The following is a 14,050-nucleotide window of genomic DNA, read 5'->3' on the forward strand; positions in this document are numbered from 1 at the left end:
CTGCTGAACCGGGGCCCACGTCGCGGCAGGCTGGGTACCGGTTCAGCGTCGCAACACACTGGACGATGCTTCGCATCTCCAGGCGTGTTGCGCCGCGCCCGGGACACGAGACCTGGGTCCGCAAGGAGCAGACGCGATGACCGCGCTGCTCGAGGTCGAGAGCCTGGTCAAGCATTTCGTCGCCGAGCGCTCGCTGTTCGGCCGGGCACTGGCGCATGTCAAAGCGGTCGATGGCGTGTCCTTCTCGCTGGAAGCCGGCAAGACGCTGGCGCTCGTCGGCGAATCCGGTTGCGGCAAGTCGACCGTCAGCCGGCTGGTGCTGCGGCTGATCGAGCCGGATGCCGGCAAGATTCGCTTCGGCGGCCGCGATCTGCTCTCGCTCGACGCGGGCGGCTTGCGCGCCTTCCGCCGCGAAGCGCAGATCATCTTCCAGGATCCTTACGCCTCGCTCAATCCACGCATGACCGTCGGCCAGATCCTGACCGAGCCGCTGGTACTGCACGATCTCGTTCCAGCGGCGCGGCGGGCCGCGCGGGTCGCCGAGCTGCTGCGGCTGGTCGGGCTGGAGCCGCGGCTGGCGCGGCGCTATCCGCATGAATTCTCCGGCGGTCAACGGCAGCGCATCGCGATTGCCCGCGCCCTCGCCGTTGAACCCAAGCTCATTATCTGCGACGAGCCGGTCTCGGCACTCGACGTCTCGATCCGCTCGCAGATTCTCAACCTGCTGCGCACGCTGCAGGACCGGCTTGGTCTCGCCTACATCTTCGTCTCGCATGATCTCGCCGTGGTCAAGCACATCGCCGACCATGTCGCGGTGATGAATCTCGGTCAGATCGTCGAGACCGCGGAGGCGGACGCATTGTTCGCCGCGCCGCGCCATCCCTACAGCCGCGCACTGCTGTCCGCGATCCCCGTGCCCAAACCGCGGGCAAAGAGCAGCCGGATTGTGCTGCAGGGGGAGATTCCCAGCGCGCTCAATCCGCCGACGGGATGCCGCTTTCACACCCGCTGCCCCTATGTGATCGAGCGTTGCCGCACTCAAATGCCGCAGCTCGTACCGGATGGCACCGGACATGCAACGGCCTGCCACCGAACGTCGGAACTGCCGTCTTCCGCGGCGATCGTCCCGTCCGACGGCGGCTTCTCGCCGGTTCTGGAAAAATTGGTCGCCGCGTTCAGCAGCGGCCCGGAAGCAGCACGCAGCGGCGGGGTTAGTTCGTAGAGGACGAGACCCGGCAGCCATAGAACAGAGGTTGAGAGCGATGAGCTTCATGCGTTTGACAATCCTGGCGTCGGCTTTGCTGACGTCGCTCGTGGGCACGGCCCAGGCGCAGACAACGCTTCGCATCGGCATCGCCGAGGACCCCGACATCCTCGATCCGAGTGTCGGCCGCACCTATGTCGGTCGCATCGTGTTCTCCGCGGTCTGCGACAAGCTGTTCGACATCGACGAGAAGCTGAACATCGTGCCGCAGCTCGCGCTCTCCCATGAGACCTCGGCCGACGGCAAGGAGATGACGATCAAGCTCCGCCCGGGGGTCAAATTCCACGACGGCGAGCCGCTGGATGCGGAGGCCGCAAAATTCTCGCTCGAGCGCCACATGACGCTGCCGACCTCGTTCCGCAAGTCGGAGCTTGCCAGCGTCGACCATGTCGAGGTGGTCGATCCCCTCACGATCAAGCTGGTGCTCAAGACTCCCTACTCGCCCCTGATCGCCCAGCTCACCGATCGGTCCGGCATGATGGTGTCGCCCAAAGCGGCGAAGGAAGCCGGCGACAAGTTCGGCCTGCATCCGGTCTGCGCGGGCCCGTACAAATTCGTCGAGCGCGTCCAGCAGGACCGCATGGTCTTCGAGAAATTCGCCGACTACTGGAACAAGGACAACATTCATATCGACCGCGTCGTCTTCCTGCCGATCGTCGACGCGACGGTGCGCCTCGCCAATCTGAAATCCGGTGCGCTTGATCTGATCGAGCGCGTGCTCGCCACCGACATCAAGGACGTGCGCGCCGATTCCCGGCTCGTGCTGTCGACCGCGCCCGAGCTCGGCTATTACGGCCTCACCGTCAACATCGGCAACGACAAGAGCAAGGGACCGCTGAGCCAGTCGGCCAAGGTCCGCCAGGCACTCGATCTGTCGATCGACCGCGAAGCGCTCAATCAGGTGGTCTTCAACGGCGAATTCACGCCCGGCAATCAATGGGTCAGCCCAACGCATCCATATTATCAGAAGGCATTTCCGGTCCACGGTCGCGACATCGCGAAGGCAAAGGCACTGTTGAAGGAAGCCGGCGTGACCACGCCTGTGACGGTGGACTACATGATTCCCAAGGGGGCGGAGAACGAGGCCGTCGCACAGGTCATCCAGTCGATGGCTGCGGAAGCGGGCTTCGACATCAAGATCCGCGCCGTCGAGTTCGCGACCACGTTCAAGCAGGCGCAGGCCGGTGAGTTCCAGATATTCCAGATCAACTGGAGCGGCCGCATCGATCCCGACGGCAATTCCTACATCTTCATGCGCAGCAAGGCGCCGCAGAACGACGGCGTGTATTCGAATCCGGACGCCGACAAGCTCATGGAAGACGGACGCATGACGTCCAATGTCGAGGAGCGGAAGGCGATCTACGAGAAGCTGGCGAAAATCCTGCTCGACGACTTGCCGATCATCTACATCTATCACCGCAAACTCCTGATCGCGCACACGAAGAAGCTCGAGGGCTACCGGCAGATGCCCGACGGGCTGGTGCGCGTGGTCGGGCTGAAGTTCAAGTGATGGAGCTGGCGATGTGCGCGTGTCCCGGACGCGGCGCAGCGCACAAGCGCTGCACCGGTGAGCCAGCGCCCATGGCGACGGCGAACCGCGGCTGCTGGGTCCCGGTTCAGCGGCGCAATATGGCATGTTGCGCGGCGCCCGGCACACGTGGGGCATCATGCTGAACTTCCTCGCTCGCCGGATTGCGCAGATCGTGCCGACACTGTTCTTCGTGTCGTTGCTGATCTTCTCGCTGCAACAATTGCTGCCCGGCGACCCCGCTTTGGTGATGGCCGGCGAGGAGCGCGATCCCGCCGTGATCGAGCAAATCCGCCGGCAACACCGGCTGGACCAGCCAATTCCCGTGCAGTACGTCTACTGGCTCAAGGGCGTTCTGTCGGGCGATTTCGGCGAGTCGCTGCGCAACAAGATGCCGGTGCGCGAGCTGATCGCGCAGAAGCTGCCGGTGACGCTGCAGCTCGGCTCGATGGCGATCCTGATCGCGTTCTTCATCGGCATTCCCGCCGGCATCGTCTCCGCCGTGAAGAAGGGAACGGCATGGGATTATGGTGCCAATCTGTTCGCCCTCTGGGGCATCTCGACGCCGAATTTCTGGCTGGGAATCCTCCTGATCTTCCTGTTCTCGATCAAGCTCGGCTGGCTGCCGGCGTCGGGCTATGTGCCGCTCACCGAGAACTGGCGCGCGAGTCTCGCCGCCACCATCATGCCGGCCTTCGTGCTCGGCAACGCGATCTCCGCGATCCTGATGCGACATACCCGCAGCGCGATGCTCCAGGTGCTGGAAAGCGACTACGTCCGCACGGCTCGCGCGAAAGGGCTTTCCGAGCGCGTGGTGATCCTCAAGCACGCCATGCGCAACGCGCTCACGCCCATCATCACGCTCGGCGCGCTCGAGCTCGGCACCTTGTTGTCCGGCGCGGTGCTGACCGAGCAGATCTTCTCCATTCCCGGCTTCGGCAAGCTGATCGTGGATGCCGTCTTCAACCGTGACTACGCCGTGGTCCAGGGCGTGGTGCTGGTGACCGCCACCGTCTACATCACGCTGAACCTCGTCGCCGACGTCGCCTATATCCTCGTCAACCCGCGGCTGAGGGGCTAGGCGATGACGGACACAACGCTCCCAGCCAACCCCGCCACGCCAGTCTATGAGCTGGACAGCCCTGCGCGCCGCGCGCGGCGGCGGCTTTTCAAGCGCAAGGCAGCCGTATTCGGGCTTGTCGTGATCGCGATGTTCATCGCGCTTGCCGTCTTTGTGCCCATCGTTGTGCCCTACGATCCCATCGCGACGAGCTGGAGCCTGGTACGCAAGCCGCCGACCGCAGCGCACTGGTTCGGCACCGACGAGCTCGGCCGCGACATCCTGAGCCGCGTCGTCTACGGCGCGCGCGCCTCGCTGCTCGCGGGTCTCATCTCGGTCGCGATCGCGCTCGGCATCGGCGTGCCGCTGGGCCTGCTGGCCGGCTATCGCGGCGGCTTCACCGACGCGCTGATCAGCCGCATCACCGATGCCATGCTGGCCTGCCCGTTCCTGATTTTGGCGATCGCGCTCGCCGCCTTCCTCGGCCCGAGCCTCGGCAATGCCATGATTGCGATCGGCATCTCCGCAACTCCGATCTTCATCCGGCTGACCCGCGGCCAGGTGCTGAGCGTCAAGGCGGAAGACTATGTCGAGGCCGCGCGAGCGCTCGGCAACCCGCCCTGGCGGATCGCGTTCTCGCACATCCTGCCGAACATCCTGCCGTCGCTGCTGGTGCAGGCGACGCTTTCGATCGCTGCGGCCATCATCGCCGAAGCGGCCCTCTCCTTCCTCGGCCTCGGCCAGCAGCCGCCGGCGCCGTCGTGGGGCAGCATGCTCAACGCGGCACAACGCTTCCTGACGCAGGCGCCCTGGATGGCAATCTGGCCAGGCCTTGCGATCTTCCTCGTCGTGCTGTCGCTGAACCTGCTCGGCGACGGCCTGCGCGACGCGCTCGACCCGAGGCAGCGCTAAAGTTGAGCCGGGCTGCGGTCTTCGACCTCTCCCCGACGGGGAGAGGTCGGATTGCGCAGCAATCCCGGTGAGGGCCCGCAGCGCTCAGTGTGAGACCATAACCCCTCACCCGGATCGCATCTTTGATGCGATCCGAGAGGTAAAGATCACCTGCGGGGCGGCATCAAATCACCACCTCCCGCATCACGCGGCGGCAATCCATCTCGTATTCGAGATCGACCACCGGCGGCCGCGCAAAGTGCCAGGTCAGGCCGGAGCGGAGCGCGCCGCGGCGGACCAGTTCGTCCACCAGCGCATGGTGAAAGTCGTGCACGGAATAGGCCTGCACGCCGGTCGTATCCTTCCAGCCGAAGCCGAAGGCCGCCATCCGGTTTTCCATCTGCGATGTGGTGGTGAAGCGCACCTTCTCGCGCAGCCCATCCGGGCTGAGGTCGCGGTAGCGCACCGTGCGCTCGACATAGGTGCCGCCGCCCTCGCGCGCCTCGGCGCCCCCGGCGATGACGAAGCTCGGCAAGTTTGACCGCGTCGGACGTGTGAAGGAGAACGCATAGAAGGACGGCTCGGATGGCGGATCGATCTCCGGACAGACATTGCTGCGCGCAACCGGATTGCTGGTACCATCGAAGATACCCCATTCCGACAGCGTCTTCACATAGTGCAGGTTGAACGCGCGGAAGCCTTCCTCGCTGAAGGCCGTCGGTGAGCGCAGCTCGCAGGCGCAGAACGCCGTCAGCGGACGCCCCGCCTCCTGGATGAATTTTGCGGCCAGCGCAAACCCTTCCGCGAGCGGCACCAGGCGATCGAAGCGGACGCGCTCGATCTCGTAGCCCTCATCCGCGGCGGCGCCCGCGGAATACTGGAACACGGAAGGAATGAAACGGTAGTTGCCGGCGGAGAATTCGCGCGTCATGACGGACTCCTATTCCAATTGCATGCGAGTGCCCTTGGCGCCGTTGAGCAGGCGCTTCAGGTGAAAACCGGCCAGCGGATCGTCGGCGTGCATGCCGACCAGTGCGGCAAAGGCCGGCATGGCACCGGCATCGCCCGCCTCCATCTTGGCGAAAGCCTCGGAATAAAGCGCCGTTTCCGGCGCTTCGAACTTGGCCTGCGGCAGCGGTTCGAACGCGCGCATCGGTTCGCTGCGGCCACGGAGTATCAGGTCGCCCACGGGACGCCCTTGAAAATTCTCGGCCGCTTCGGCCACGCTGGCGCTGACGCAAATGCGGGTGCCCAGATATTTGTTGGCTGCTTCGAGACGCGCCGCGATGTTGATGGAGTCCCCATAGGCCGTGTAGTCGAAGAAGCGGTTGCCGCCGAAATTGCCGACCAGCGCCGGCCCGGCGTGGATGCCGATGCGCGTCGTGCCGATGTTCACACTCTTGGCCTTCTGCCGGGCGCAAAAATCCTGTGCCCAGGCGTCGAGATCATGGGCGCAGGCAACCGCACGCGTCGCATAGTCCGGCTGATCGCCGGGCGCATTGAACAGCACCTGGATCGCATCGCCGATGATCTTGGCAACGGTCCCCTCGTGCGCGAAGACGATCTCGGTCATCCCGCCGACATACTCGTTGAGAAGCTCGCCCAGCGTCTCGGGCGGCGCGCTTTCGACCAGCGAGGTGAAGCCGGTGATATCCGTGAAGATGGTCGCGACGTTGCGCCACTGCACTTCGATCCCCTCACCCTCGCCACCGGCCGCCAGGCGCTTGGCGAGCTCAGGCGAAAAATGACGCGACAGCGCAGCATGGGCGCGCTCTGCCGCCACCTGGCGGCGCCGCACCTCTCGCAGCATCTCCACGTGGCGAATGGTTTTATCGATCGTCGCTTCCAGATCGGCGAAATCGATGGGCTTGGTCAGGAAGTCGAACGCGCCGCGGTTCATGGCTGTGCGGATGTTGCTCATGTCGCCATAGGCGGAGACGATGACGGTCGATTTCTTGTCCTCGGTCTCCTGGAGCTTTGCCAGCAGCGACAGCCCGTCCATCCGCGGCATGTTGATGTCGGAGACCACCATGTCGACATGCGGGTTCTCCTCGAGCGATTCCAGCGCCTCCAGGCCGTCGCGCGCGAAGATGAGCGCGAGCTGCCCATCGCGAATCTGCCTGCGGAATTTCTGCAGGATCAGCGCCTCGAGGTCCGGCTCGTCGTCGACGAAAAGGATGGTCGCAGTCATGCGGCTTGCTCGAGCCTCGTGTCGATCTCCTGTCGCAGCAGCGCGAAGTCGATCGGCTTGGTAAGAAGGCCGACGGCGCCGCGCTCGATCGCCTTTCGGCGCGTCTCGGCGTCGCCATAGGCCGTAATCATGATGACGGGTACGTCCGGATGCGCGGCGCGCACCTTCGGCAGCATGTCGAGCCCGCTCATGCCGGGCATGTTGACGTCCGACAGGATCAGGATCAGCGAGGGATCGCGGACCTCGGCGGCGCGCTTGAGCGCGTCGGGGGCCGAGAGCGCGAACTCCATCTGGAAGCGGCCGGCGCGCAGGTCGCGCCGGAACTGCTGCCGGAACAGCGCTTCGACGTCCGGCTCGTCGTCGACGACCAGGATATAAACGTTCAAGTCTTGCCTCCAGTAGTTCGGCCCGCCGCGATCATGCGCGGCAGCGTCATGATTTGGAAACTACACCTGCCTTGGTGTTCACGTCCGCGGTGAGCCTAGAGCATGCCCCCGAAAAGTGTGCAGCGGTTCTCCGAAAAGACCATGTCCAAGACAATAACCTAAAGCGCGAATGACGACTCACCCTAATCTCGCGCTTCAGCAAGAAGAACCGCTCCCTCTCGCAAGCGGGCTAAAGGAACCGTCCCGCGGCTGAGGCTGCAGCCGCATGCCGCCCATACAGGGACACGACGAAAAGGGCGGCAGCGGATGACCGCTGCCGCCCTCGGGACCGGTTTGCGTTGCGCCTCAGGTCGGCCGCAACACCTTTGTGCCAAGGTCGAGTTCGTTGACCTGTTTGTTCCGCTCGGAATCGGCCGCCGCGCGATGGTCGGTCGCCAGCACCACGTAGACTGCCGGCAGCACGAACAGCGTGAACAGCGTGCCGATCGACATGCCGGCGACAACCACGAGGCCGATCGAGAATCGGCTGGCGGCGCCCGCGCCGGTTGCAGTCAGGAGCGGGATCAGGCCGGTCACCATCGCGGCCGTGGTCATCAGGATCGGCCGCAGGCGGATGCGGGCCGACATCTCGATGGCCGAGCGGCGGTCGAGCCGTTCATTGACCTGGAGCTCGTTGGCGAACTCCACCATCAGGATGCCGTGCTTGGTGATCAGGCCGACCAGAGTGAGCAGACCGACCTGGGTGTAGATGTTCATGGTCGCCACGCCGAAGAACAGCGGGATCAGCGCGCCGACGATCGCCATCGGCACCGAGATCATGATGACCAGCGGATCGCGCAAACTCTCGAACTGCGCCGCCAGCACCAGGAAGATGATGATCAGGGCGAAACCGAAGGTGATCGCGAGTTGGTTGCCTTCCTGCACGTATTGACGGCTGTCCGCCAGATAGTCGTGGCTGAAGCCCTGCGGCAGCTTCTTGGCCTCGCCTTCGAGGAAGTCCACCGCGGCGCCGACGGTCACACCGGGCATCGGCACGGCCGAGAACGTCGCCGAATTGAGCTGGTTGAAGTGGGTCAGCGAATTCGGGTCGGTCTTGGTCTCGATGGACACCACGGTCGACAGCGGAAGCTGCTGACCGGTATTGGTCGTCACGTAGTAGCCGCCGAGCGATTCCGGCGACAGCCGCTTGGCGCGCGGCACCTGCGGGATCACCTGGTAGGACCGGCCCTCGAGATTGAAGCGGTTGATGTAATTGCCGCCGAGCAGCACCGCGAGCGTCGAGCCGAGGTTCTGCATGTTGACGCCGAGGTCCTGCGCCTTGGTGCGGTCGATCGTCACCTTCACGTTCGGCTGGTTGAAGTTGAGATCGCTGTCGGAGACGATGAACATGCCGCTCTTGCGCGCGGCGTCCTTCAGCTTCTCCATCTGTTCATAGACCGTCTGGAACCCGGCCGTGGAGTTGATCACCATTTGGATCGGCAGGCCGCCCGGTCCGCCCGGCAGCGGCGGCAGGTTGAACGCGAAGGCCTGCACGCCCTCGATCTTGGAGAGCTCGGCCTGCACCAGCGGCTTCAGCTGGATCGACGAGCGCTTGCGCTCGTCCCACGGTTTGAGCAGCATGCCGGCGATACCGCCCTGCGGACCGTTGATGCCGTTCAGCACGAAGCGCAGATCGGTCTCGGGGAACTTTGCGAATTCCTTGTCGAGCTTCTCGCCATAGAAATCGAGATAGTCGATGTTGGCGTATTTCGGCGCCTTGGTCACCGCGAACACGATGCCCTGGTCTTCCTCAGGCGCCAGCTCCTTCGATGTGTGCATGTAGAGGAAGCCGACGAGGCCGAGGATCGTGATCGCGAACAGGCCGGTGATGGCCTTGTAGTCGAGCGAGCGATCGAGCTTGCGCCCGTACCAGCGCGTGATCGCGCCGAACACCCGGTTCACGAGCTTGGCGAAGCGCCCCTCTTCGGTGTTCTTCAGCAGCACCGAGCACATCATCGGCGACAGCGTCAGCGCGATCACGCCCGACACGATCACCGAGCCCGCGAGCGTGAAAGCGAATTCGCGGAACAGCGAACCGGTGAGGCCGCCGAGGAACCCGATCGGTGCGTACACCGCCGCGAGCGTGATGGTCATCGAGATGACCGGTCCCACGATTTCGCGCGCGCCTTGCAGCGAGGCCTGGACCGGCGACTTGCCCTCCTCCAGATGGCGGTGGATGTTCTCCACCACCACGATGGCGTCGTCGACCACGAGGCCGATCGCGAGCACCATCGCGAGCAGCGTCAACAGGTTGAAGCTGAAACCCAGCGCCAGCATGAGTGTGCAGACGCCGATCATCGACAGCGGGATGGTGACGACGGGAATGATGACCGAGCGAAGCGAGGCCAGGAACAGGAAGATGACCACGATCACGATGATCACGGCTTCGCCAAGCGTCTTCTCCACCTCGTCGATCGAGGACTGGATGAATTTGGTCGAGTCATAGGCGACCTTCATCTTCATCGAGGGCGGCAAATTGCGCTCCAGCTCGGGGAACAGCGCGCGAACGCCCTTGACCAGCGTCAGCGGGTTGCCCTGCGGCGTTGCCTGCACGCCGATGAAGATCGCGTGCTCGCCGTTGAAGGCGACGCTGGCATCCGTGCTCTGGGCCGCGAGCTCGACGGTGGCGATGTCTTCCATCCGCACGAAGCCGCCGTCCTTGGCCTTCACGATCATCTTCTTGAACTGATCGACATTGGTCAGGCCCGTATTGGTCGAGACGTTCGAGACGATCAGATAGCCCTTGGTCTGACCCGCCGCAGACTGGAAGTTGTTGGCCTGAATGGCAGCGGCAACGTCGGCCGGCGACACGTTGCGGCCGGCCATCTTCACGGGATCGAGCCACAGCCGCATCGCAAACGTCTGGCCGCCCAAAATGTCGGCCGAGGCGACGCCGTCGACGGTCGACAGCACCGGCTGCACCACGCGCGTCAGATAGTCGGAAATGGCCGAGCCCGACAGCTCCTCGGACGAAAAGCCGAGATACATCACGGCCGTGGTCTGACCCGTTGTCTTGGTGACGATCGGATCGTTCGACTCCTTCGGGATCAGGTACTTCACCGAATTCGTCTTCGCCAGCACCTCGGTGAGCGCCTGGTTCGGATCGAAATTCAGCTTGATGTAGACCTGAATCGTCGAGGTGCCGAGCACCGAGGACGAGGTGATGTAGTCGACGCCCTCGGCAGAGGCGACCGCCTGCTCGATCGGCGTGGTGATGAAGCCCTGGATCAGGTCCGCGGACGCGCCGGGATAGACGGTCGTGATGTTGATGACCGTGTTCGACAGTTTCGGATATTGCCGGATCGGCAGCACCATGGCCGCGCGCAGTCCGATCAGCAGGATCAGCAGGCTGACGACGACCGACAGGACCGGGCGCTTGATGAAAATATCGGTAAAGGCCATCGCGGCGATCTCGATTTCTATGTCTCAAGAAGCGTGATCCGGCTTGGCCGGATCACGCGAATGTTAGGTGTCAGTACCGCGGCGCCTGCGCCGGGATTGCCGGGGTCGGGTCAGTCGAGATCGACACCGGCGCGCCCGATTGCAGCTTGAGCTGACCGACGGCGACGACCTTGTCGCCCGCCTTCAAGCCCTTGACGATTTCGACGCGGCCTTCGACCCGGTTGCCGGTCTGCACGAAGGTGCGTACCGCCGAGAGGCTGGTCTTGCCGTCCGCTTCCTTCTTCTCGGTGATCACGAACACGGAGTCGCCGTAGAGCGTGTAGTCGACCGCGGTTTCAGGCACGGTGATCACCGCCGGCTTGTCCGGCAGCACCACCGTGGTGGTCACGAACATGCCGGGCTTCAGGATCTTCTCCGGATTGGCGATCGTCGCCTGCACGCGGATGTTGCGGGTGTCGGCTGCGATCTGCGGCTCGATCGTGGTGATCTTGCCCTCGAAGGTGCGACCAGGATAGGCGTCGACCTTGAGCCGCACGGTCTGGCCGACCTTGAGACTGCCGGAATCCTTTTCGGTCACCGTGAAGTTGGCCCACAGCTCCGACAGGTCGGTCAACGAGACGATCGCCGTGCCGGCCGTCAGATACTGGCCGACCTCGACCTTGCGCATGCCGAGATCGCCGGAGAACGGCGCGCGCACCAACTTCTGCGAGATCAGCGCCTCGGTTTTGGCAATGCCCGCCTGCGCCTGGTCGTAAGCGGCCTGCGCCTGGTCGACGGTCGCCTGCGGGCCGAACTGGCGAGAGGCCAGCTGCTTGGCGCGGTCGAGCGAGAGCTGCGCGACGGTCGCCTGCGCCTTGTAACTGGCTAGGTCGCCCTGCTCGGGCGTGTCGAACAGCTGCACCAGCGGCGTGCCGGCCTCGACATGCGTGCCCGGCTCGAACTTGATCTCGGTGACGCGACCGTTGACGTCGGCGCTGACGTCGACCTGGTGCACCGCGACAAGGCTGCCGACCGCAGTGAGCAGGTTCGGCACCACCTCGGACTTCGCCTCGGCTGCGCTGACGGCCGTCGGCGGCGGCTTGTTGTTGGCGAAGAACTGCTTGATCATCTGGCCGCGGAAGTAATTGAACCAGACGAGGCCACCGACGAGCACGGCCAGCAGCGTGCCGACGATGATGAACCAGCGCACCGGCCGGACCGGACGCTTGGGAGCCTTGTTGTCGATCGGTTCGCCCGAAATCTTGTGTTCGGCTACGATGTTCATGTCATGCACTTTCTGCAATCGCGGCCTTGCCAGCACCTGCGGCCTGATTGCGGCCCAGATGCGAAGCAATTGCGGCGTCGTTAAGTCCGATACCCCTCAGGAGAAACTCACAGAGCTGCCGCTCGAGGTCGCCAGCCTTGCCGTACGCGAGGCAAGGCGTGGCCGGCAGCCTGGTCAGCGCAGCCGTCATCACCGTGTGATGTGCAAACCAGAACAGGTTGAGCGGATCGCCGCTGAATGGCCGCGCGTCACCGCTGGCGACCGCACGCTCGAGCGAGGCGACGAAGACAGCCCCGATCAGCTTCTCGATCTTGGCATATAGCAGACGGGCGAATTCGCCATCATCCAAATGACTCGTGGCCATCAGTCGCAGGCGCTGCGCCTCTTCCTGGTCCGGCCCCTCGACGATCTCGAGGAAATGCTCGACCATGCCACGGATCACTTCGACGAGGGTGGCGGTCGACGGCTCCCGCTCGAGCAGCTCGATCAAAGCCGGATCCGCCTCGCATTCGTCGCTGAGGATTTCGGCGTAGAGCGCCGCCTTGGACGGGAAATGCTTGAACAGCAACGCCTCGGAAATGGCAGCGGCGGCCGCCACGCTCTTCGTCGTGGTGCCGTTATAGCCGTGTCGGGCAAAGCAGCGCTTTGCGGCGCCGAGGATCAATTGACGCCTCAGGTCGCTCGTCATACGCAATGAGCTCATGCTGGGTGAGTAAGCACTCACCCACGCAGAAGTCAAGCACTATGTTGCATCGCAACCTGCATGCGGTGTGAAGCTAGTGGAGAATATCCAGCCTGCACGGCACGCGTGCAGGACAGATGCCAAAGGATGCAGAGGATGCAAAGGATGGGGCGGACCGCCTAAATCGGCTGGAAGCCCAGGTCGGCGCGGATCCGATTGACGACGTAGGTCCCGTCCCGGGTCGGCAGGATTCGCTCCAGATTGGCGCTATCGATCTTCACATTGGCAAATCGCGGGCCCCCCGACACCTCATGGATGGCTTTGGCGAAGGCCTCGACCTCCGCCATGGTCGTGACGGCCCGGCTGTCATCGATGCCGCAGGCCCGGGCGACGCCGACGAGGTCGGCGGCAGCCGAGGTGTGGCTGGTCTGGCCGCCGGTCTCGCCATAGGCCTCGTTGTCGAGCACGGCGATCGAGAGATTGGCGGGCTTCTGCAGCCCGATGGTGGCGAGGCTGCCCAAGCCCATCAGCATCTCGCCGTCGCCGGTGATGACCAGCACCGGCAGTTTCGGCTGCGCTAGCGCCAGACCCAGCCCGATCATCGCCGCACCGCCCATGCCGCCCCAGAGATAGAAGTTGCGGGCATGGTCGCCGGCCGCGCACATGTCGTTGGTGGAGGCACCGAGGCCGCCGATCGCAACGACGTCTTTGCGGTTCGCAAGCAGGGTGGAGACCACCTGTCGGCGGTCGAGGAGATTGGCCTTGCTCATTTGGTGAAAACCTTGGCGCCGATCAGGCGCTGCGACAGAAGGACGGCGGTGGGCGTAAGCGCGTTGTAGGCCTGGGCTGCGGCGGCCTCTAACACCGCCGGCACCTCGGCTGCGTGCGAGGCGCGCAATACCTGGACGCCGGAGAGCTCGAACACGCCTTGCGTGGTCGAACCCATGGGCACCTGCCAGGGATTGAACTCGCCCCACTCGCCACGCATGGTCACCAGCGTGAGGAACGGAAAGCGCAGGATCGGGATCAGCGAAAGCATGTTGATGCAATTGCCGACGCCGCTCGATTGCATCAGCAGCACGCCACGCTGTCCGCCGGCCCACGCGCCGGCGAGCAGCGCCACGCCTTCCTCCTCGGTCGTCAGCGGAATGCCGCGCATGGTGGAGGAATCCAGCACGCGCTGGATCAGCTTCGAATGACCGGCGTCAGGCACGTAAGGCACCTGTCGCACGTCGAAGCGTTGCAAGGTCGCGAAGATATCGTCGGGCCAGTTCGGCGCCGTGTCGGCAGCGTCAGCGCGTGCGTGCATTTTCCCGTCCGGTCGGCTAGCAAGGTGCAAAGAC

12 protein-coding genes are annotated in these 14,050 nt (G+C 64.3%); 4 read left to right on the forward strand and 8 right to left on the reverse strand.

Going from position 1 to position 14,050, the window contains the following annotated elements; all coding sequences use genetic code 11:
* Window positions 1–136: 136 nt before the first annotated feature.
* The 4 genes from P6U27_RS24660 to P6U27_RS24675 all read left to right on the forward strand — a co-directional run bounded on the left by P6U27_RS24660 (window position 137) and on the right by P6U27_RS24675 (window position 4,764).
* Window positions 137–1,222 (forward strand): ABC transporter ATP-binding protein, encoded by a 1,086-nt coding sequence (locus P6U27_RS24660; protein ID WP_122406765.1) that lies wholly within the window; start codon window positions 137–139, stop codon window positions 1,220–1,222.
* Window positions 1,223–1,262: 40 nt separating this feature from the next.
* Window positions 1,263–2,774, forward strand: a complete 1,512-nt coding sequence (locus P6U27_RS24665; RefSeq protein WP_407121978.1) for an ABC transporter substrate-binding protein — start codon at window positions 1,263–1,265, stop codon at window positions 2,772–2,774.
* 157 nt (window positions 2,775–2,931) lie between these two features.
* Window positions 2,932–3,873 carry an ABC transporter permease gene (locus P6U27_RS24670; RefSeq protein WP_407194477.1) on the forward strand — a complete coding sequence of 314 codons (942 nt, stop codon included), beginning with the start codon at window positions 2,932–2,934 and terminating at the stop codon, window positions 3,871–3,873.
* Window positions 3,874–3,876: 3 nt separating this feature from the next.
* Window positions 3,877–4,764, forward strand: coding sequence for an ABC transporter permease (locus P6U27_RS24675; RefSeq protein ID WP_407192729.1), 888 nt, complete (start codon window positions 3,877–3,879; stop codon window positions 4,762–4,764).
* A 163-nt stretch (window positions 4,765–4,927) separates the two neighbouring features.
* On the opposite strand, the gene P6U27_RS24680 is transcribed toward P6U27_RS24675, so the two are convergent.
* From P6U27_RS24680 to P6U27_RS24715, 8 genes are all read right to left on the reverse strand, one after another.
* Entirely contained in the window at window positions 4,928–5,674 is a 747-nt protein-coding gene (locus tag P6U27_RS24680; RefSeq protein WP_407192730.1) for a hypothetical protein, read from the reverse strand.
* Window positions 5,675–5,683: 9 nt separating this feature from the next.
* Window positions 5,684–6,934 (reverse strand): adenylate/guanylate cyclase domain-containing protein, encoded by a 1,251-nt coding sequence (locus P6U27_RS24685; protein ID WP_407192731.1) that lies wholly within the window; start codon window positions 6,932–6,934, stop codon window positions 5,684–5,686.
* Window positions 6,931–7,320 (reverse strand): response regulator, encoded by a 390-nt coding sequence (locus tag P6U27_RS24690; protein WP_122404328.1) that lies wholly within the window; start codon window positions 7,318–7,320, stop codon window positions 6,931–6,933. Before P6U27_RS24690 ends, P6U27_RS24685 begins: the two co-directional genes overlap by 4 nt.
* Before the next feature lie 345 nt (window positions 7,321–7,665).
* On the reverse strand, window positions 7,666–10,761 hold the full coding sequence (locus P6U27_RS24695) for a MexW/MexI family multidrug efflux RND transporter permease subunit (protein WP_122404329.1): 3,096 nt from the start codon (window positions 10,759–10,761) through the stop codon (window positions 7,666–7,668).
* Window positions 10,762–10,831: 70 nt separating this feature from the next.
* Window positions 10,832–12,025, reverse strand: a complete 1,194-nt coding sequence (locus tag P6U27_RS24700; protein WP_122404330.1) for an efflux RND transporter periplasmic adaptor subunit — start codon at window positions 12,023–12,025, stop codon at window positions 10,832–10,834.
* A gap of 1 nt (window position 12,026) precedes the next feature.
* Window positions 12,027–12,728 carry a TetR/AcrR family transcriptional regulator gene (locus P6U27_RS24705; protein WP_122404331.1) on the reverse strand — a complete coding sequence of 234 codons (702 nt, stop codon included), beginning with the start codon at window positions 12,726–12,728 and terminating at the stop codon, window positions 12,027–12,029.
* A 158-nt stretch (window positions 12,729–12,886) separates the two neighbouring features.
* The gene (locus P6U27_RS24710; protein ID WP_122404332.1) at window positions 12,887–13,477 is read right to left on the reverse strand and encodes a thiamine pyrophosphate-dependent enzyme; all 591 of its coding nucleotides are present in this window, start codon (window positions 13,475–13,477) and stop codon (window positions 12,887–12,889) included.
* Entirely contained in the window at window positions 13,474–14,016 is a 543-nt protein-coding gene (locus P6U27_RS24715) for a phosphonopyruvate decarboxylase (RefSeq protein WP_162500376.1), read from the reverse strand. The genes P6U27_RS24710 and P6U27_RS24715 overlap by 4 nt, the downstream gene beginning before the upstream one ends.
* Between the last annotated feature and the right edge of the window lie 34 nt (window positions 14,017–14,050).

This window comes from Bradyrhizobium sp. STM 3566 (genome assembly GCF_045571445.1).
In the GTDB taxonomy this organism is placed as follows: Bacteria; Pseudomonadota; Alphaproteobacteria; order Rhizobiales; family Xanthobacteraceae; genus Bradyrhizobium; species Bradyrhizobium vignae.

Excerpts from the sequence above, each read along its gene's own strand:
- P6U27_RS24710 (WP_122404332.1), bottom strand. The coding sequence starts at position 13,477 with ATGAGCAAGGCCAATCTCCTCGACCGCCGACAGGTGGTCTCCACCCTG.
- P6U27_RS24700 (WP_122404330.1), bottom strand. The coding sequence starts at position 12,025 with ATGAACATCGTAGCCGAACACAAGATTTCGGGCGAACCGATCGACAAC.
- P6U27_RS24705 (WP_122404331.1), bottom strand. The coding sequence starts at position 12,728 with ATGAGCTCATTGCGTATGACGAGCGACCTGAGGCGTCAATTGATCCTC.
- P6U27_RS24665 (WP_407121978.1), top strand. The coding sequence starts at position 1,263 with ATGAGCTTCATGCGTTTGACAATCCTGGCGTCGGCTTTGCTGACGTCG.
- P6U27_RS24715 (WP_162500376.1), bottom strand. The coding sequence starts at position 14,016 with ATGCACGCACGCGCTGACGCTGCCGACACGGCGCCGAACTGGCCCGAC.
- P6U27_RS24680 (WP_407192730.1), bottom strand. The coding sequence starts at position 5,674 with ATGACGCGCGAATTCTCCGCCGGCAACTACCGTTTCATTCCTTCCGTG.
- P6U27_RS24675 (WP_407192729.1), top strand. The coding sequence starts at position 3,877 with ATGACGGACACAACGCTCCCAGCCAACCCCGCCACGCCAGTCTATGAG.
- P6U27_RS24695 (WP_122404329.1), bottom strand. The coding sequence starts at position 10,761 with ATGGCCTTTACCGATATTTTCATCAAGCGCCCGGTCCTGTCGGTCGTC.
- P6U27_RS24660 (WP_122406765.1), top strand. The coding sequence starts at position 137 with ATGACCGCGCTGCTCGAGGTCGAGAGCCTGGTCAAGCATTTCGTCGCC.
- P6U27_RS24685 (WP_407192731.1), bottom strand. The coding sequence starts at position 6,934 with ATGACTGCGACCATCCTTTTCGTCGACGACGAGCCGGACCTCGAGGCG.
- P6U27_RS24670 (WP_407194477.1), top strand. The coding sequence starts at position 2,932 with ATGCTGAACTTCCTCGCTCGCCGGATTGCGCAGATCGTGCCGACACTG.